Origin of the sequence: Pseudomonas sp. PNPG3, from assembly GCF_023093815.1 — a bacterium.
GTDB lineage: Bacteria > Pseudomonadota > Gammaproteobacteria > Pseudomonadales > Pseudomonadaceae > Aquipseudomonas > Aquipseudomonas asiatica.
In genome coordinates, this window is record NZ_JALLKV010000038.1 from 25,639 (window position 1) to 43,044 (window position 17,406).

The 17,406-nt window shown below is 64.1% G+C and carries 17 protein-coding genes; 6 read left to right on the forward strand and 11 right to left on the reverse strand.

The window, feature by feature from the left end; genetic code table 11:
- The first annotated feature begins 48 nt into the window (after positions 1-48).
- Positions 49-912: a LysR family transcriptional regulator gene (locus MJ643_RS21320; protein ID WP_013974309.1), complete on the forward strand. Its 864-nt coding sequence runs from the start codon at positions 49-51 to the stop codon at positions 910-912.
- 57 nt (positions 913-969) lie between these two features.
- Here MJ643_RS21320 and gabP read toward each other — a convergent pair whose 3' ends face one another.
- The 3 genes from gabP to MJ643_RS21335 all read right to left on the reverse strand — a co-directional run bounded on the left by gabP (position 970) and on the right by MJ643_RS21335 (position 5,499).
- The gene (gabP, locus tag MJ643_RS21325; protein WP_003258117.1) at positions 970-2,361 is read right to left on the reverse strand and encodes a GABA permease; all 1,392 of its coding nucleotides are present in this window, start codon (positions 2,359-2,361) and stop codon (positions 970-972) included.
- Between the two features lie 419 nt (positions 2,362-2,780).
- Positions 2,781-4,127 carry a glucarate dehydratase gene (gene gudD, locus MJ643_RS21330; protein ID WP_047595844.1) on the reverse strand — a complete coding sequence of 449 codons (1,347 nt, stop codon included), beginning with the start codon at positions 4,125-4,127 and terminating at the stop codon, positions 2,781-2,783.
- 19 nt (positions 4,128-4,146) lie between these two features.
- The gene (locus MJ643_RS21335) at positions 4,147-5,499 is read right to left on the reverse strand and encodes an MFS transporter (protein ID WP_013974311.1); all 1,353 of its coding nucleotides are present in this window, start codon (positions 5,497-5,499) and stop codon (positions 4,147-4,149) included.
- Between the two features lie 261 nt (positions 5,500-5,760).
- Between MJ643_RS21335 and MJ643_RS21340 the strand changes: the two genes are divergently transcribed.
- Positions 5,761-6,462: a FadR/GntR family transcriptional regulator gene (locus MJ643_RS21340; RefSeq protein ID WP_013974312.1), complete on the forward strand. Its 702-nt coding sequence runs from the start codon at positions 5,761-5,763 to the stop codon at positions 6,460-6,462.
- Between the two features lie 24 nt (positions 6,463-6,486).
- On the opposite strand, the gene MJ643_RS21345 is transcribed toward MJ643_RS21340, so the two are convergent.
- The 4 genes from MJ643_RS21345 to MJ643_RS21360 form a co-directional block, all read right to left on the reverse strand.
- Entirely contained in the window at positions 6,487-7,497 is a 1,011-nt protein-coding gene (locus tag MJ643_RS21345; RefSeq protein WP_013974313.1) for an NAD(P)-dependent alcohol dehydrogenase, read from the reverse strand.
- A gap of 164 nt (positions 7,498-7,661) precedes the next feature.
- The gene (locus MJ643_RS21350) at positions 7,662-8,252 is read right to left on the reverse strand and encodes an HAD family hydrolase (protein WP_013974314.1); all 591 of its coding nucleotides are present in this window, start codon (positions 8,250-8,252) and stop codon (positions 7,662-7,664) included.
- Positions 8,249-9,118 carry an acyl-CoA thioesterase II gene (gene tesB / locus MJ643_RS21355; RefSeq protein WP_015271912.1) on the reverse strand — a complete coding sequence of 290 codons (870 nt, stop codon included), beginning with the start codon at positions 9,116-9,118 and terminating at the stop codon, positions 8,249-8,251. The genes MJ643_RS21350 and tesB overlap by 4 nt, the downstream gene beginning before the upstream one ends.
- A 147-nt stretch (positions 9,119-9,265) precedes the next feature.
- Positions 9,266-9,835: a GNAT family N-acetyltransferase gene (locus MJ643_RS21360; RefSeq protein WP_013974316.1), complete on the reverse strand. Its 570-nt coding sequence runs from the start codon at positions 9,833-9,835 to the stop codon at positions 9,266-9,268.
- 179 nt (positions 9,836-10,014) lie between these two features.
- On the opposite strand from MJ643_RS21360, the gene MJ643_RS21365 reads away from it, so the two are divergent.
- The 3 genes from MJ643_RS21365 (at position 10,015) to MJ643_RS21375 (ending at position 13,245) form a co-directional block, all read left to right on the forward strand.
- Positions 10,015-10,701, forward strand: coding sequence for a phosphohistidine phosphatase (locus MJ643_RS21365; RefSeq protein WP_013974317.1), 687 nt, complete (start codon positions 10,015-10,017; stop codon positions 10,699-10,701).
- Positions 10,702-10,940: 239 nt separating this feature from the next.
- Positions 10,941-11,855 (forward strand): histone deacetylase, encoded by a 915-nt coding sequence (locus MJ643_RS21370; RefSeq protein WP_013974318.1) that lies wholly within the window; start codon positions 10,941-10,943, stop codon positions 11,853-11,855.
- Positions 11,856-12,003: 148 nt separating this feature from the next.
- Entirely contained in the window at positions 12,004-13,245 is a 1,242-nt protein-coding gene (locus tag MJ643_RS21375) for a TIGR03862 family flavoprotein (protein ID WP_023662019.1), read from the forward strand.
- 116 nt (positions 13,246-13,361) lie between these two features.
- On the opposite strand, the gene MJ643_RS21380 is transcribed toward MJ643_RS21375, so the two are convergent.
- Positions 13,362-14,693 carry a DEAD/DEAH box helicase gene (locus tag MJ643_RS21380; protein WP_013974320.1) on the reverse strand — a complete coding sequence of 444 codons (1,332 nt, stop codon included), beginning with the start codon at positions 14,691-14,693 and terminating at the stop codon, positions 13,362-13,364.
- A 55-nt stretch (positions 14,694-14,748) separates the two neighbouring features.
- The gene (gene yedA / locus MJ643_RS21385; RefSeq protein ID WP_013974321.1) at positions 14,749-15,669 is read right to left on the reverse strand and encodes a drug/metabolite exporter YedA; all 921 of its coding nucleotides are present in this window, start codon (positions 15,667-15,669) and stop codon (positions 14,749-14,751) included.
- 154 nt (positions 15,670-15,823) lie between these two features.
- Here yedA and MJ643_RS21390 point away from each other — a divergent pair, with 154 nt between their 5' ends.
- Entirely contained in the window at positions 15,824-16,273 is a 450-nt protein-coding gene (locus MJ643_RS21390) for an Lrp/AsnC family transcriptional regulator (RefSeq protein ID WP_013974322.1), read from the forward strand.
- On the opposite strand, the gene MJ643_RS21395 is transcribed toward MJ643_RS21390, so the two are convergent.
- Together MJ643_RS21395 and MJ643_RS21400 are read right to left on the reverse strand one after the other, a co-directional pair.
- Positions 16,270-16,875, reverse strand: a complete 606-nt coding sequence (locus MJ643_RS21395) for a 3'-5' exonuclease (protein ID WP_013974323.1) — start codon at positions 16,873-16,875, stop codon at positions 16,270-16,272. The two genes, MJ643_RS21390 and MJ643_RS21395, sit on opposite strands and share 4 nt — an antisense overlap.
- Before the next feature lie 8 nt (positions 16,876-16,883).
- On the reverse strand, positions 16,884-17,363 hold the full coding sequence (locus MJ643_RS21400) for an NYN domain-containing protein (protein WP_004576858.1): 480 nt from the start codon (positions 17,361-17,363) through the stop codon (positions 16,884-16,886).
- Between the last annotated feature and the right edge of the window lie 43 nt (positions 17,364-17,406).

A 17,406-nucleotide genomic window follows, 5' to 3' on the forward strand; every position in this document is an offset into this window, starting at 1 on the left:
GGCTTGTTAGCCACGGCGGCTTGCGTCATTACCCTGCAGGTAACACCCATGGAAATCCGCCATTTCCGCTACTTCCTCTGCGTCGCCCGCCACGGTCATTTCACCCGTGCCGCCGAACAGCTGGGCATCGCCCCGCCCACGCTCAGCCGGCAGATCCAGGACATGGAGCGCGAACTGGGCGTGCGCCTGTTCGAGCGCAACCAGCGCGAGGTCAACCTCACCGCAGCGGGCCAGGCGCTTTTGATCGAGGCCGAACATGCCGTGCGCCAGTTCGATGCTGCACAACTGGGCGCGCAACGGGCCGCCCGAGGCGAAAGCGGGCGCATCGAACTGGGCTATGTGGCTTCGGCCGCGTACTCGGGCACGCTCCAGCAGCAAGTCAGCCGCTACAGCGAAACCTGCCCCGGCGTACGCCTGAACATTCGCGAACTGCCCATGGCCGAACTGCCCGGCATGGTCCGCGACGGCCTGCTTGACCTTGCCTATGTGCGCTCGCCGATGGAGCTGCCCGAGGAACTCGAAGCTATCGCCTTGCACCAGGAAGGTTTCGTCCTCGCCCTGCCCGCCAGCTCACGGATAAATGAAGTGCCGCAGATCCCGGCCTCGCGCCTGGCCAATGAAACCTTCATCCTACCCGAACAGATCTCCGGCACGCTGGAAGTGGCAGCACAAGGTGGTTTCGTCCCGAGGCTCGGCCCTCAGCCGGGCAGCCTGGTGGCGGTGATCACCCTGGTGTCACTCGGCCAAGGCATCGCAGTGGTGCCGGAATCGGTGGTGCAGCGCATCAGCCTGCCGCAGGTGCACTACCGGCGTATTGTCGACTGCCAGGCCAGCTCGTGGCTTAGCCTGATCCACCGGCGCTTCGAGAAAGCGCCGGCGGCAATCAGATACATCAAGATGATGAAAGGCTGAAAAAACAAAGGGCACCCATCCACTGGTGCCCTTTGCCCTACCGCCAGGTGAACTCAATCACCCCATCGAACGCACCCCCACAGGTTGCGCATTGCCCCGCGTGGTCACGATCCCCAGGAAGGAAATCACGATCGCCAGGCCCAATGTCGAGCTCACCTCTGCCCGGTGTTCAGGCGTGAACATCATGACCGCCAGTGCGCCGCCAATGAACAGGATCACCGCCCAGGTCAGGTACGGGAACAGCCACATGCGGAACTTCAGCTCGGTGTTTTCCCGCTCCAGGCGACGACGCATGCGCAGCTGCGAAATCGCGATGACCATGTACACCAGCAAGGCAATAGCACCGGAGCTGGCCAGCAGGAACTCGAACACACCCTTCGGCGCGAAGTAATTGAGGATGGCAATGGCCGCGCCGATCAGCGTGCTGCCGAATACCGCAGCGCGTGGCACACCGACCTTGGAGGTCTTGTTGAGCATGGCCGGTGCGTCACCGCGCTTGGCCAGCGAGTACATCATCCGCGAGGCAATATAGATCGAAGAGTTCATGCAGCTGGTCACTGCCACTAGCACCACCAGGTCGACCATGAAGGCCGCGTTGGGGATGTTCATGATCTCCAGCGCACGCTGGTAGGAGCCCACCACCGCCAGCTGCGGGTCGTTCCACGGCACCACCGAAATGATCACGAAGATCGACAGGATGTAGAAGGTACTGATGCGCCAGATCACCGAGCGAGTGGCCTTGGCAATGTTGCGCGACGGGTCGCTCGATTCGGATGCGGCGATGGTCACCGCTTCGGTGCCGATGAAGCTGAACATCACGGTGATGAACGCACCAACCACGGCCGACCAGCCCTTCGGCGCGAAGCCGCCGTGCTCGGCCATCAAGCTGCTCAGGCCACTGACCTCGCGATTGGGCAGCCAGCCCATAAGTGCGGCGAAACCCAGGCCGATGAAACCGAGAATGGCCGTTACCTTGAGAATGGCGAACCAGAACTCGAACTCACCGTACTTGGCCACGCTGAACAGGTTGGTACCAGCCAGCAGCAGCACCGAAGCCAGGGCGAATATCCAGCTGTCCACCTGCGGGAACCAGGCGTTCAGCACATGCCCGGCGGCCAGCGCTTCGATCGGGATTACCAGTACCCAGAACCACCAGTACAGCCAACCGATGGTGTAGCCGGCCCAGCGGCCGATGGCCTGCTCGGCGTAGGTGGAAAACGATCCGGTGTCCGGGTGTGCCACGGCCATTTCGCCGAGCATGCGCATGACCAGTACCACCAAGGTCCCGGCCACGAAATAGGAAATTATGGTAGCTGGCCCGGCTGCCGCGATGGCGTGGCCAGAGCCGACGAAAAGTCCGGCGCCGATGATGCCGGCGATGGACAGCATCGTTACGTGACGTGGCTTGAAACCTTGTGCAAGGTTGCCATCAGATCCCACGGTGTTCATTGATGTTGTTCTCTTTTTACTGACACAAGGATGGACGGGCAGGTGTAGGCGAAAATATCTCCTTTGAAATCAATAAGTCGACACGTTACTCGCGCTCTGTTGTTGATATTTGGCACGCGTCACAGAGCAACGTGCCAGCGCAGGTCGGGCTTCATTTAAGCCCCGCAGGGCTGTGGGAAATTACACGAGAACGCCCCGGAACTGTTCGATCACGACAGGGCATCCCCATTAACGTCAGAAGTTGCGAATGGCATACCCGATCCCGTCACCAGGCCGTCTGGAGCTTTTGTTTTTCATTTGGGTGTGTTTTGGCTGTACTGGCCCTTTCGCGGGCTCGCCCGCTCCCACAGGTACTCCACGCCCCTCAAACCTGTGGTGTACCTGTGGGAGCGGGCAAGCCCGCGAAGAGGCCAGCAGCCTCAACGCACCAGGCAAGGCCGCTTGTTATCGAAGCTCCACCCCGGAATCAGGAACTGCATTGCCACGCTGTCATCCCGCGCGCCCAACCCCATGTTGCGGTAGCACTCATGCGCCTTGGCCAACTGGTCTTCATCCAGCTCCACCCCAAGCCCCGGCCGCGCCGGCACGTGCACATGCCCGTCGACGATGCGCAGTGGTTCGCGGGTCAGGCGTTGGCCGTCCTGCCAGATCCAGTGGGTGTCGATCGCAGTGATTTCCCCCGGCGCCGCAGCCGCCACCTGGGTGAACATTGCCAGCGAGATATCTAAGTGGTTGTTGGAATGCGAACCCCAGGTCAGCCCCCAGTCGTTGCACATCTGCGCCACCCGTACCGAACCCTGCAAGGTCCAGAAGTGCGGGTCGGCCAGCGGGATGTCCACCGATTGCAACTGGATCGCATGGCCCATCTGCCGCCAGTCGGTAGCGATCATGTTGGTGGCGGTGGGCAGGCCGGTGGCGCGGCGGAACTCGGCCATCACCTCACGGCCCGAGTAGCCGTTCTCGGCACCGCACGGGTCTTCGGCATAGGCCAGCACATCGTGCTTGTCGCGGCACAGGGCAATGGCCTCCTTCAATGACCAGGCACCATTCGGGTCGAGGGTGATGCGGGCTTCGGGGAAGCGCTCGGCCAGCGCCGTTACCGCTTCCATCTCCTCCTCGCCGCGCAACACCCCGCCCTTGAGCTTGAAGTCGCTGAAGCCATAGCGCGCCTTGGCGGCCTCGGCCAGACGCACCACCGCGTCCGGGGTCAGGGCCTTTTCGTGGCGCAGGCGGAACCAGTCGTCCTCGGCATCGGCTTCGCTGCGGTATGCCAGGTCGGTCTGCTGGCGGTCGCCGATGTAGAACAGGTAACCGAGCATCTTCACCGCCTCGCGCTGCTGCCCCTCGCCCAGCAGCGCCGCCATCGGCACGTTCAGGTGCTGGCCGAGCAGGTCGAGCAGCGCCGACTCGATGGCCGTCACCGCATGCACGGTGATGCGCAGGTCGAAGGTCTGCAGGCCGCGACCAGCCGAGTCACGGTTGGCGAAGGTCTGGCGCATGGCATTGAGCACGCGCTGATAATGGCCGATCGGCTGGCCGACCACCAGGCTGCGGGCGTCCTCCAGTGTCTGGCGGATCTTCTCGCCGCCCGGCACCTCGCCCAACCCGGTATTGCCGGCGCTGTCACGCAGCACCACCACGTTACGGGTGAAGAACGGGCCATGGGCACCACTAAGGTTGAGCAGCATGCTGTCGTGCCCGGCGACGGGGATCACGCGCAGATCAGTGACCACGGGGGTGCTGGTGTGAAGGGTCTGCATGTTCATGGTTGTTGTCTCGCAGTCATCAATGGCTCTGACCCAGGGCCGAAGGGGCCTTGAGGTCATCGGAAGGGGCGCCCTTTGGGCGAGTGCGTACGAAGAAGATGGCAATGGCTGCCAGCACCGAGGTCACCGCCAGGCCGTACAGGCCGCCCTGGATCGAACCGGTCTGCTGCTCCAGCAGGCCGAAGGTGGTGGGGGCGACGAAGCCGCCGAGGTTACCGACCGAGTTGATCAACGCGATCACAGCTGCGGCGATGCGGGCATCCAGGTAGCCCTGCGGGATCGGCCAGAACAGCGACGATGCCGACTTGAAACCGATGGCCGCGAAGCACACCGCGACAAAGGCGAACACCGGCCCACCCGTGGTGGACATGAACATGCCGATGGCAGCGATCACCAGCGCACCTGCGACCCAGGCCTGCTGGAACTTCCAGCGCGCCGAGCCGGCGGCGAAGGCATACATGGCCAGGATCGAGATCAGCCACGGGATCGAGTTGAAGAAGCCGACCTGCAGGTCGCTGAGGTCACCCATGCGCTTGATGATGCTCGGCAGCCAGAAGGTGGCGGCGTAGATGGTCAGCTGGATGCAGAAGTAGATCAGGCAGAACAGCAGGATCTGGCGGTCCTTGAGCAGGCTCCAGGCCGATGGCCTGACCGCGCCGACCGCTTCGCGCTCAAGTTGCTCGCGATCGATGGCGCCCACCAGTGCTTCCTGCTCGGCCTGGCTCAGCCACTTGGCGTCCTGCGGCCTGGAGTCGAGCCAGAAGAACACGAAGAAGCACAGCGTCACCGAGGCCATGCCTTCGATGAACAGCATCCATTGCCAGCCATGCATGCCCAAGCCCTGGATCTGCATCAGCGCACCGGCCAATGGCCCGGAAATCAGCGAGGCCAATGCCGAGCCGCTGAGGAAGATGGCAATCGCCTTGCCACGCTCGGCGGCCGGCAACCAGCGGGTGAAGTAGTAGATCACACCGGGGAAGAAGCCCGCTTCGGCAACGCCCAGCAGAAAGCGCAGCACGTAGAACTGGGTTTCGTTCTGCACGAAGGCCATGGCCGTGGCCACCAGGCCCCAGGTGAACGTGATGCGGGTCAGCCACAACCGTGCGCCGACCTTCTGCAGCAGCATGTTCGAGGGCACTTCGAACAGCGCGTAGCCGATGAAGAACAGGCCGGCGCCAAAGCCATAGGCCGCGGCGCTGATGCCCAGATCGCTTTCCAGATGGGGGCGGACGAAGCCGATGTTGACGCGGTCCAGGTAGTTGACGATGAACATGATGACGAACAGCGGCAGGACGTGGCGCTTGACCTTGGCCACGGCGCTGGCCAGGGCGTCGCCTTCATTCCGGGCAGACGGAGCGAGGGTATCGTTCACTTGCGGATCTCCCACTAATTGTTTTTGTGCGGGTCGAGGTTGTCTGACATGGCAGTGGGGAGGAGCATATGCGCAGCGCAGTTGTACGACAAGATCAGCAACATCGGTAAAATCACAAAATACAAGCTACCTCAAAGCCTATATGCGTCCATCTTGCAAAAATAGACAAACTACTCGCTGACTTGACCACCGGAAAAATCGGCAAAAAATATTTATATCGATTAACTTGTCGCACAAGCACAACAACAATCGGATCACACCATGGCCACCGAACAAGCCCACAAACGCGGCCACAGCCGTGCCCATGACCTGGTCTCCAGCCTGACCCAACAGATCTTGCTGGGTACCTTCAAGCCAGGCGACAAGTTGCCCTCGGAAAACAGCCTGGTGCGCGAGCATGGGGTCAGCCGCACCGTGGTCCGCGAGGCCCTGTCGAAATTGCAGGCCTCGGGGCTGGTTGAGCCACGCCACGGTATCGGTACGTTCGTGATGGAGCGCCAGGCCCAGGCCGGCCTGCGCATCGCTGCGGAAAGCGCGGCGAATGTGCGCGACCTGCTGGAGCTGCGCATCGGCCTCGAAGGCCAGGCCGCCGCCTTGGCCGCGCTACGCCGTGACGAGGGGCACCTGAGGCGCATGCGCCAGGCGCTGGATGACTACCAGGACCTGGCCGCCGCCGGCGACAGCTGTATCGAGGCCGACCGGCGCTTTCACCTGCTGATTGCCGAGGCCACTGGCAACCTGTACTTCACTGAAATGCTGTTGCAGCTGGGCAACGGCCTGATACCGCGCAACCGCATGGCTCTGGCCGAACGCAGCGGGGCGAAGCTGGCGCGGCAGGCGTACCTGGCCAACCTCGAGCATGATGCGATCCTCAATGCCATCCGCCGGCAGGACCCGGACGCGGCGCGGGCGGCGGTGTGCCTGCACCTGTCCAATAGCCGCGACCGGTTGTTGCCGGACTAGGGACCGCTACGCGGCCCCCAGCCATTACCAGGTCAGGCAGATCTTGCCGAAATGCCGGTTGCTCTCCTGATAACGGAACGCCTCGACGATCTGCTCCAGCTCGAAATGCTTGTCCACCACCGGCCGCAGGCCGTTGGCATCGATCGCCCGCACCATCGCCTGCTGCTGGGCGCGGCTGCCCACCAGCACGCCTTGCAGGCGTATCTGCCGCACCAGCGCCTGCACCAGCGGCAACTGCCCGGCCACGCCGGTGAGGATGCCGATCAACGACACATGCCCACCAATGCGCGCGGCGATCATCGATTGCTCCAGCGTCGCCGGGCCACCCACTTCGATCACATGGTCGACGCCGCGGTTGCCGGTCAGCTCGCGCACTTTCTCACCCCACGCCGGAGTGCTCTTGTAGTTGATCAGGTGGTCGGCACCCAGGGCCTTCAGGCGCTCCAGCTTGGCGTCGCTGGACGAGGTAGCGATCACCGTCGCGCCGGCCAGCTTGGCAAACTGCAGGGCGAAGATCGATACACCGCCGGTGCCCTGCACCAGCACCGTATCGCCGGGTTTGAGGTGGTCGTCGCACATCAGCGCGCGCCAGGCCGTGAGACCGGCCGTGGTCAGAGTGGAAGCTTCGGCATGGCTGAAGCCCTTGGGCGCCAAGGTGAAGGCACTGGCACGAGCAGTGACCTGTTCACGGGCGTAACCATCGATACCGTCGCCGGGCACCTTGGCGAAGCCTTCCACATTTGCCTGGCCGTCGAGCCAGTCGGGGAAGAAGGTACTGACCACATTGTCACCGACCTGGAACTCGGTGACGCCGCTACCCACCGCGACCACTTCGCCAGCGCCATCGGCCATGGGGATGCGCCGCTCGCTCGGGCCCCACATGCCGCTGACAACGGCGAAATCGTGGTAGTTGAGAGAGCTGGCGTGCAGGCGCACGGTGATTTCACCGGCCTGGGGTGCGAGAGCCTCGCTGGTACCGACCTCGACCTTGTCGTAGCCGCCGCCGGGTTTTACGTAGATGGCCTTGCTGGTCATGGGTAGGTCTCCGTTCAGGGAATAGATTGGGGTTCAGCATAGACAGGTCCGGCCTCTTCGCGGGTGAACCCGCTCCCACAGGTTGAGTGCTGGACTTGAGCTCGGCGCGGTCCCTGTGGGAGCGGGTTTACCCGCGAAGAGGCCCGCACAGGCGACACAAAAACTCAGCCCAGCATCACCTTCAATGCCCGGCAATCGGCCGCATGCCAATCCACCAGTTCCGGCCACGGATTGTCCGGCAGGTTCACCAGCACCGTGCGCGCCCCTGCGGCACGCCCACAGTCCAAATCAAACCGGTAATCCCCCACCATCACCAGCTCACCCGGTGTCACACCCCAGGCATTGGCAATCTTCAGCAGCCCATCCGGGCTTGGCTTGGGCGCCGCTTCGTCACGCCCCAGAATGTGCTCCACCGGGAAGCAGTCCGCCAGGCCGATGGCCTCCAGCGTCACATGCGCCAACTCACGGGCATTGCGGGTCAGAATGCCCAGCCGGCAACCACGCTGGGCCAGTTCGCGCACCAGTTCCACCGCCCCGGTGGCCGCCGTGGAGGCAATCGCCAGGTCACGCTCGTGCTCCAGCAGCCAGGCATGCTTGGCCGCCGCCTCGTCCGCCGGCAAGGCTGCCAGGTGGGTGAGGATGTCGTGCTCGGCCGGGATATCCAGCGCTACGCGGATGGCGGCAAAATCGTGCACGGCCACGGTCAGGGTGCCGTCCATGTCGAACACCCAGTTGCGCACCTCGCCCAGGCTCATGCCCAGTCCTTGCGGTGGCGAATCAGGCCTTCCTGGCACGACGACGCCACCAGTTGCCCGGCCTGGTTGAAAATGCTGCCGCGGCAGAAGCCACGGGCATTGCCCGCCCAGGGGCTGTCGGTGGCATACAGCAGCCACTCGTCGGCACGCAGGTTGCCATGGAACCACAGCGAATGGTCGAGGCTGGCGATCTGCATGTCACGCTGCCACACCGATTTGCCATGGGGCAGCAACGAAGTGGTCAGCAGGCCGAAGTCCGAGGCGTAGGCCAGCAGGTATTTGTGCAGGGCGGGGATATCAGGCAGGTTGCCGTCGGCGCGGAACCAGGCGTACTTCACCGGGTCGCCAGCCTGGGGGTTGAATGGGTCGCGCTCGGTGACCGGGCGAATCTCGATCGGCTTGGCGCACAGCACCTTGTCGCGAATGCGCTCGGGCAACTGGTCAGCCATGGCCCGGGCCAGCTCGACTTCAGTGGGCAGGTTCTCCGGGCCGACCACATCGGGCATCTGCGCCTGGTGCTCGAAGCCTTCCTCGTCGTACTGGAACGAGGCGCTGCAGGTGAAGATTGGCTGGCCCTTCTGAATAGCCGTCACCCGCCGGGTGCTGAAGCTGCCACCATCGCGCACGCGGTCCACCGAATACACCACCGGCAGGCTGGCATCGCCAGGGCGCAGGAAGTAGCCGTGCAACGAATGCACATGGCGTGCATCCTCGACCGTCTGGCTGGCCGCCGACAACGATTGGCCCAGTACCTGCCCGCCGTAAAGCTGGCGAAAGCCCAGGTCCTGGCTGCGTCCACGGAACAGGTTCTCCTCGATGGACTCGAGGCTCAACAGGTCGACCAGGTCGTCCAACACATGACTCATCGGGGGTTCTCCGTAGGAGCGAGTCTTGCTCGCGATGCGCCGCCCAGGCGGCGCTCGATCTCATAGGCGCTGAACATCTTGCGGCAAGCGCCCTCCATTAGGGAAATGATACAGGGTTTGTCATTCGCGCCGGGCATTGCCATGCATTCAGGCGCGCAGGGTACGCTCCCAGTGAGCGCGGTCGATGCGGTACAGCACATGCGGGCGCAGCGGATGGCCCACGGGCAGGCGCGGGTGTTCGAAACTGCCATTCAGGTCCTGCTGCATACCGATGGCCTGCATGACCTTCTGCGAGGGCAGGTTGCTCTCGCTAGTGAACGACACCACTTCCTCCAGGCGCAATTGGGCGAAAGCACAGCGCAGGCATGTCCACGCCGCCTCGCTGGCGAAACCCAGGCCCCAGTGGCGGCGTGCCAGGCGCCAGCCGATCTCCACCGCCGGCGCAAAATCGGCATCGAAGCCCACGTGCAGCAACCCGGTCATGCCGATGAAGGCACCACTGTCCTTGCGCTCCAGAGCCCACAGACCAAAGCCGTACTCATTGAAATGCCCGCGCACGCGGCCGATCAGCGCGGCTGCCTCCAGGCGTGTCAGCGGCGCCGGGAAGTAGCGCATCACCTGCGGGTCGGCACACAGGGCGGCGAACTCGCGCAGGTCGTCGTCGTGCCATTGGCGCAGTACCAGCCGCGCGCTTTCCAGTTGCAGGATAGGGGTCATCGGGCGTGCTCCGGTTTTACCGTCTTGCAGTTTACAGCGTAGGCGCGGGTGCAGGTTTCACCCAACCGGCGCGCCCGAATGCAATTTTCACACGCCCTTCACCGCCGCCCGACAGGCCAGTTGGCAGGATGCCAGCCAACACCGCCGCGCCAGCCGCGACCATGCCAACGGAGCAACGCATGCTATCGAGCAACACCCTTGGACACCCTACCATCCACGCCCGGCGCAAGCGACGCCTGACCCGCAAAGCCCTCGGTGCCGCCCTTGGCCTGTGCATGGTCGTGGCGGCGTTGAGCACCTGGCTGGCGACGAGGACGCATATCGTGGACCTTGGCAACGAACGGCAATTGAGTGACAGCGGCCTGCTGCAGGACTGGGCCGACGGTGCGGTGATCGTGATGATCCGCCACGCCGAGCGCTGCGACAGCGCCCCCGGCCCGTGCCTGGACGACCCCACCGGCATAACGGTGGCCGGCAGCCAGGCTGCCGGGCGTGTTGGCCAAGGGATGCACCAGTTGGGCCTTAACAACGCCGATATGCTCAGCAGCCCGAAACTGCGCACACGGCAAACCGCGCATTTCATCCTTGGCCAGGCGGTGGCCAGTGAGGGCTGGCTGGAAAGCTGTGACAGCCAGTTCGCCAGCGAAGCGCTGGCACACAAACGACCGGGGCATAACCTGGTACTGGTGACCCACAACGGCTGCATCGACCATTTTGCCCGCCAGCAGAAAGTTGCGGGGGGTGAGCGTGAGAGCGGCTATGCCAGTGCGCTGTTCGTTTCGGTGGATGGCAATGGCAAAACACGCATCCTCGGCCGCCTGAACGAGCCGGACTGGCAACGGGTGCTGGCCAGTACCACGAAATAACGCCCCTCGTGGCATACACGCCCTGTAGGAGCGGCCTTGCGTCGCGAAAGGGCTGCGTAGCAGGCCCGGCAATTTGTGCATTTGCGCTGATACCCCGGGGCTGCTGCGCAGCCCTTTCGCGACGCGAGGCCGCTCCTACAAAGGCCGGTGCTGGCCAGGAGATTGATGCCTGGCAGGTTCTCCCACAGCAGTCTCCAGCCATGGCAAGATCAGCACTGGCCCCGATTGCGACCCCACCCATGCCGTTGCCGCTGATCTACCACGAAGACTACAGCCCGGAGTTCCCTGCCGAACACCGCTTCCCCATGGACAAGTTCCGCCTGCTGCACGACCACTTGATCGACAGCGGGCTGACCACCGACCAAGCCCTGCTGCGCCCGGACATCTGCCCCAACGACATCCTCGCCCTGGCCCACGACCGCAGCTACATCGAGCGCTACATGAACGGTGACCTGTCACGCGAGGACCAGCGCCGCCTCGGCCTGCCCTGGAGCGAGGCCCTGGCCCGGCGTACCGTGCGCGCCGTAGGCGGCTCGCTGCTGAGCGCCGAGATGGCGCTGCAGCAAGGCATCGCCTGCCACCTTGCCGGCGGCACCCACCACGCCCATTACGACCATCCTGCCGGCTTCTGCATCTTCAACGACCTGGCCGTGATCAGCCGCTACCTGCTGGAGGCTGGCCGGGTACACCGGGTGCTGATCTTCGACTGCGATGTGCATCAGGGTGACGGCACCGCGCGCATCCTGCACGACACACCAGACGCCATCACCGTGTCGCTGCACTGCGAACAGAACTTCCCGGCGCGCAAGGCGCAAAGCGATTGGGACATCCCCCTGCCCCGTGGCATGGGCGACATGGCCTACCTGAAGGTGGTGGACGACGCCCTCAACTACCTGCTGCCACTCTATCGACCCGACCTGGTGCTGTACGACGCCGGGGTCGATGTGCACAAGGACGACGCCCTGGGCTATCTGCAACTGACCGATGCAGGCGTTGCCGCCCGTGACGAAGCGGTGCTGCGCCACTGCCTGGGCCGCGACATCCCGGTGGTGGGCGTGATCGGCGGTGGCTACAGCAAGGACCGCGCAGCCCTGGCCAGGCGCCATGGCATCCTTCATCACAGTGCGGCACGCGTAATCGGTTGTTCACAATGACTGTGGAACCGCTTGTGGATAACCTGCGGGAAAGGCGCTGCAGCCCTTTACAGGCAAGGCCTGCAAAGCTCTGATCATTTTTTGAGCAGTGCTTCCACAGGCCGCGCTGCGCTAGAATGCGCCTCTTTTCCACAGCCTGCTTCCCACCATGCCTGATCTGAGCCCCGCCTCCCCTCCCCTCGCAGTCGTCATCGGCGGCGGCCCAGCCGGCCTGATGGCCGCCGAAGCACTGGCCCAGGCGGGCCTGGCGGTCGAGGTGTTCGATGCCATGCCTTCGGTGGGTCGCAAGTTCCTGCTGGCGGGTGTCGGTGGCATGAACATCACCCATTCCGAGCCCTACCCGGCGTTCGTCAGCCGGTATGCCGAGCGCCAGGGCGAAATCGCCGCGCTGCTGCACGACTTCGATGCCGACGCCTTGCGCCAGTGGATTCACGGCCTGGGCATCGAAACCTTCGTCGGCACCTCGGGCCGGGTGTTCCCCACCGACATGAAAGCCGCGCCACTGCTGCGCGCCTGGCTCAAGCGACTGCGCGACAACGGAGTAGTTATCCACACCCGTCACCGCTGGCTGGGCTGGAATGCCGAAGGTGCATTGCGGATTGCTTATCCACAAGGCGAGAGGCTGGTGAAGGCCGCCGTGGTGGTGCTGGCGCTGGGTGGCGGCAGCTGGGCGCGACTAGGCTCGGACGGTAGTTGGCAGCCGCTGCTCGCCGAACGGGCTGTGGATATCTCGCCCTTGCAGCCCAGCAACTGTGGTTTTGAAGTGGCAGGCTGGAGCCCGCTGCTCAAGGACAAGTTCGCCGGTGCGCCGTTGAAGAACATTGCCCTTAGCGTTCCTGGCAGCGTGCCGCGCAAGGGCGAGTTCATCCTCACCGCGCAGGGTGTGGAAGGCAGCCTGGTGTATGCATGGTCAGCGCCGGTGCGCGAGGCCATCAACCGTGAGGGCCACGGGGTGTTGCTGCTCGACCTGTTGCCGGACAAGCCTGTGGACAAGATTGCCCAGGCGCTGGCCAAACCACGGGGTTCGCGCTCCATGGCCAAGCACCTGCACAGCCAGCTGGGTATCGATGGGGTCAAGGCTGCGCTGCTGCGCGAGCTGACCGATCAGGCGACCTTTGCCGATCCTGGGGCCTTGGCGAGGGCGATCAAGGCATTGCCGATCACGCTGGTGCGCACGCGGCCGCTGGATGAAGCGATCAGCAGCGCGGGTGGGGTGCGTTTCGAGGGGCTGGATGAAGGCTTGATGGTCAAGGGCATGCCGGGGGTGTTCTGTGCAGGCGAGATGCTGGACTGGGAGGCGCCGACTGGGGGGTATCTGCTGACAGCGTGCTTTGCCAGCGGCTTGCGCGCCGGGCGGGCGGCGGCGGATTGGCTTAAATCCAAAGGTTGACACTGTCCCCTGTGGGAGCGGGTTTACCCGCGAACACGGGCGAAGCCCGTGCCATGCACCGAGTCGCATTCTTCGCGGGTAAACCCGCTCCCACAGAGTCCGCGTACACTGCAAATCTACGGCTTACGCTTGCGCGCCCCACCATTGAAGCTCGGCACCTTGCGCACTGCCTTCACCGCCGGCTCCGCACTGCCTGATTCAGCGCTGTCCATCCAGCGCCCCAAGCCGCGCTTGGCGCTGTTTTCCTTCGGCTTCTTGGGCTTCTTCGGCTTCTTGATCACCTGGCCACTGGCGTCGGTCATCGGCACCCGGTGGTCAGGGATGAAGTCCGGCTCTTCATGACGCGGCAGGGTCTGCCGCGTCAGCACTTCGATCGCCGCCAGCAGCTGCACTTCATCGGCACACACCAGCGAGATAGCCTCGCCCTTGTTGCCCGCCCGCCCGGTACGCCCGATGCGGTGCACGTAATCCTCAGCAACGATCGGCAGGTCAAGGTTGACCACCAGCGGCAAGTCATCGATATCCAGGCCGCGGGCCGCCACATCGGTCGCCACCAGCACCTGGATTTCGCGGGCCTTGAAGCTGTCCAGCGCGCGCTGGCGAGTGGCCTGCGGGCGGTCACCGTGGATACCGTCGGCATTCACACCCTCGGCCAGCAAGCGCTCCACCAGTTGATCGACGCCATTACGGGTCTTGGCGAACACCAGCACCTGCTTCCAGCGCTGCTTGCGCAGCAGGTGGCAGAACAGGTCGACCTTGCGTTTTTTATCCACAGGCACCAGCCACTGCTTGACGCTGGTGGCCGTGGCATTGCGCGGGCTGACTTCGATGCTCAGCGGGTCGTTCAGGGCTAGCCCCGCCAGCATGCGGATCTGGTCGGAAAAAGTGGCGGAGAACAGCAACGTCTGGCGCTTGCGTGGCAGCGCGGCGTACACCGACTGCAGCTCTTCGGCAAAGCCCAGGTCGAGCATGCGGTCGGCTTCGTCCAGCACCAGGGTCTGCACCTGGTTGAACTTCACGGCGTTCTGCCGGAACAGGTCGAGCAAGCGCCCCGGGGTGGCCACCAGCAGGTCGACGCCACGGCGCAGGCGCATCATCTGCGGGTTGATGCTGACCCCGCCATACACCGCGTAGGTGCTCAGCGGCAGGTTCTCGGCATACTCGCGCACATTGTTGTGCACCTGCTCGGCCAACTCACGAGTGGGCACCAGCACCAGCGCGCGGATCGAGTTGCTGGCCACCTTTTCGCCTTCCAGCGCCAGGCGCTGCAGCACAGGCAGGGCAAAGCCCGCGGTCTTGCCGGTGCCGGTCTGGGCCGCGGCCATCAGGTCGCGGCCGGCCAGCACAGCGGGGATGGCCTTGGCCTGCACCGGGGTCGGGGTGGTGTAGTCCAGTTGCTGCAGGGTGCGCAGCAGCGGTTCGATCAGGCCGAGTTTGGCGAAATTCATGGCAATACCGTCAGGGGGTTCAGCGAAGGCGGCAAGTTTACCGCATCACCCCTGCCTACTTGCAGATTTCGCCTTTCAACGGCTGCGACGGCTCAGGTGCCTTGCGCCACTGCGGCAGGCCGATCAGCACCACCGCGCCGATGATCACCGCCATGGCCACACATTCTTCGGCACCAATCTGCTCACCGGCAAAGACGATGCCCAGCAGCACGGCCACCGCCGGGTTGACGTAGGCATAGCTGGTGGCAGCTGCGGGGCGCACGTGCTTGAGCAAGTACATGTAGGCACTGAACGCCAGGATCGAACCGAAGAACACCAGGTAGGCCAGTGCCCCCCAGCCGGCAGCGGTCGGCATCTGCGTCATGCGCTCGCCAGACAGCGCGCTGCCGAGCAGCAACACAGCGCCACCAACGAGCATTTCCGCGGCGCTGGCCATGGGCCCCTGGGGCAGCGGCAAGGTCTTGCTCCACACCGAGCCGAACGCCCACGACGCCGCCGCAAAGATGATCAGCGCCGCGCCAATCGGGCTTGCCTGAAGGTTGGAGCCCAGGTTCAGCAGGCCGATACCCACCAACCCGAGGGCGATCCCCGCCCACTCCAGCTTCGAATTGCGGTGCCCGAACAGCAGGCCGAACAGCAACGTGAACAGCGGCACCGTCGCCACCGCCAGCGCAGCGACGCCAGAGGCCACACCGGCATGCTCGGCCACGGTCACGCCGCCGTTACCACAGCTGAGCAGCAGGAAACCGATCGCCCCCGCAGCCCGCCACTGCGGCCAGGTCGGTGCCGGCACACCGCGCCAGCGCAAGAAGCCATACAGCAGGCCCCCGGCAATCAGGAAGCGCACCCCGGCCATGAGCATCGGTGGCCAGCTCTCGACGCCTATGCGAATGAACAGGTAGGTGGAGCCCCAGACCAGGTACAAGGCCAGGAAAGCGCCAATGAGCAACAACGGGAAGCGACGGGAGGCAGGCATGGGAAACACTCGAAATCCGTTTACGGGTGGCTTAGTTTAGAAAGGCCATCGTGTAAACTTAAGTTACAAAACAGCTTTAAATTACCCGAACACTTTGCATTGCATGGTTATTCGGATGCTTTTCAATCGAATCGAAACCAGGCAGGAATAACCCATGGACAAGTACGACCGCATGCTGCTCGCCGCCCTGCTCGACAATGGCCGCGCCACCTTCGCGCAACTGGCGCGCCAGGTGAACCTGTCGGCGCCGGCGGTGGCCGAGCGGGTGGCCAAGCTCGAGGCCAGCGGGGTTATCACCGGCTACCAGGCCAAGGTCGACATGAGCAAGATCGGCCTGCCGATCCAGTGCGTGATCGAACTGCGCCTGGCCAGCCACGGCAACCAGCAGGCCTACGAAGCGTTGACCCAGATCCCCCAATTGACCGAATGCCATCGGGTAACCGGCGACCCCTGCGTCATCATGCAGGCAGCGGTGGGTTCGATGCCGGAGCTGGAAGAGCTGATCAACCGGGTCGCGCAGTTCGGCTTCAGCAAGACCTCGATCATTCTCTCAAGCGCTGTGGAGCGGCGGGTACCGCTGGGGCAACTGGAGAAGAAGCCCTAACAGTACCTGGCCAGAGCTTCACGAACCTTGGCGGCCGGGGTTTTCTGCAGGCGGCAGAGCAGGTCGTGCGAAAGCTGCTGTACACCGTGGCTCTGGCGCAGCACGCCAGCCAAGTGTTGCAGCAGGTTGGCGGCCATTTCGGCATCGGCCATGGCACGGTGCGCGGTACCGGTATCCGGCAGCCCGGCCCAGCGGGTCAAGGTGCCCAGCTTGTGGTTCGGTGCCGCCGGCAAAAGGCGCCGTGACAGCAGCAGGGAACAGGCGAAGGCCTGGCTGCGGCTACGGCCGATGCGGCTCAGTTCGTAGTCCCAAAACTTCTGGTCGAAGGCGGCATTGTGTGCCAGCAGCGGGGTACCACCAACGAACTCGGCCACTTCGTTCATCACCTTGTCCACCGGCGGCGCACTGCGCAGCATGGCGGTGGTGATGCCAGTGAGCCCGGCGACGAAGGCCGGTACCGGCACGCCCGCGTTCATCAAGCTCTGATAGCGCTCGACGATGCGCCCGCCCTCCAGCATCACCACCGCCACCTCAGTGGCGCGGCAGCCGGCGCCGGGGCTGATGCCGGTGGTTTCAAAGTCGATGACAGCGATACGTTCCATGAAAAATCTCAGTGTTTTAGCAACAGCGCACCCTCGATGGGCACATAACGGGTGGCGGCACGGATCAGCGACAGTGCGGTAAGCCCGGGCACACCATACACCACTGCCTCGGTGCCATGGCGCTGTATCACCCGCTCCAGCAGCAGATCGAAATCGCCGTCGCCGGAGGCCAGTACCACTTGGTCGACGCGGCTGGCGGCGTCGATCACATCCAGGGTAATACCCACATCCCAGTCACCTTTGGCCGAGCCATCGCTGCGCTGGATGAAGGGCTTAAGGCGCACATCGAAACCGAGATTGCGCAGGATCTGCTGGAACTGCTGCTGCTTGCTGTCGCCCCGGTCGATGGCATAGGCCACGGCCTCGACGATCTGGCCTTCGCGGCTGACATCGGCCCACAGGGCGGTGTAGTTGAAATGGCAGCCGTGGGCCTGGCGCACGGTGTAGTAGAGGTTCTGCACATCGGCGAACAGCGCGATCTTTTTCACCTTGGAACCCCTTGGTCGGCCTGGAATGCTGGGGGCTGCCTTG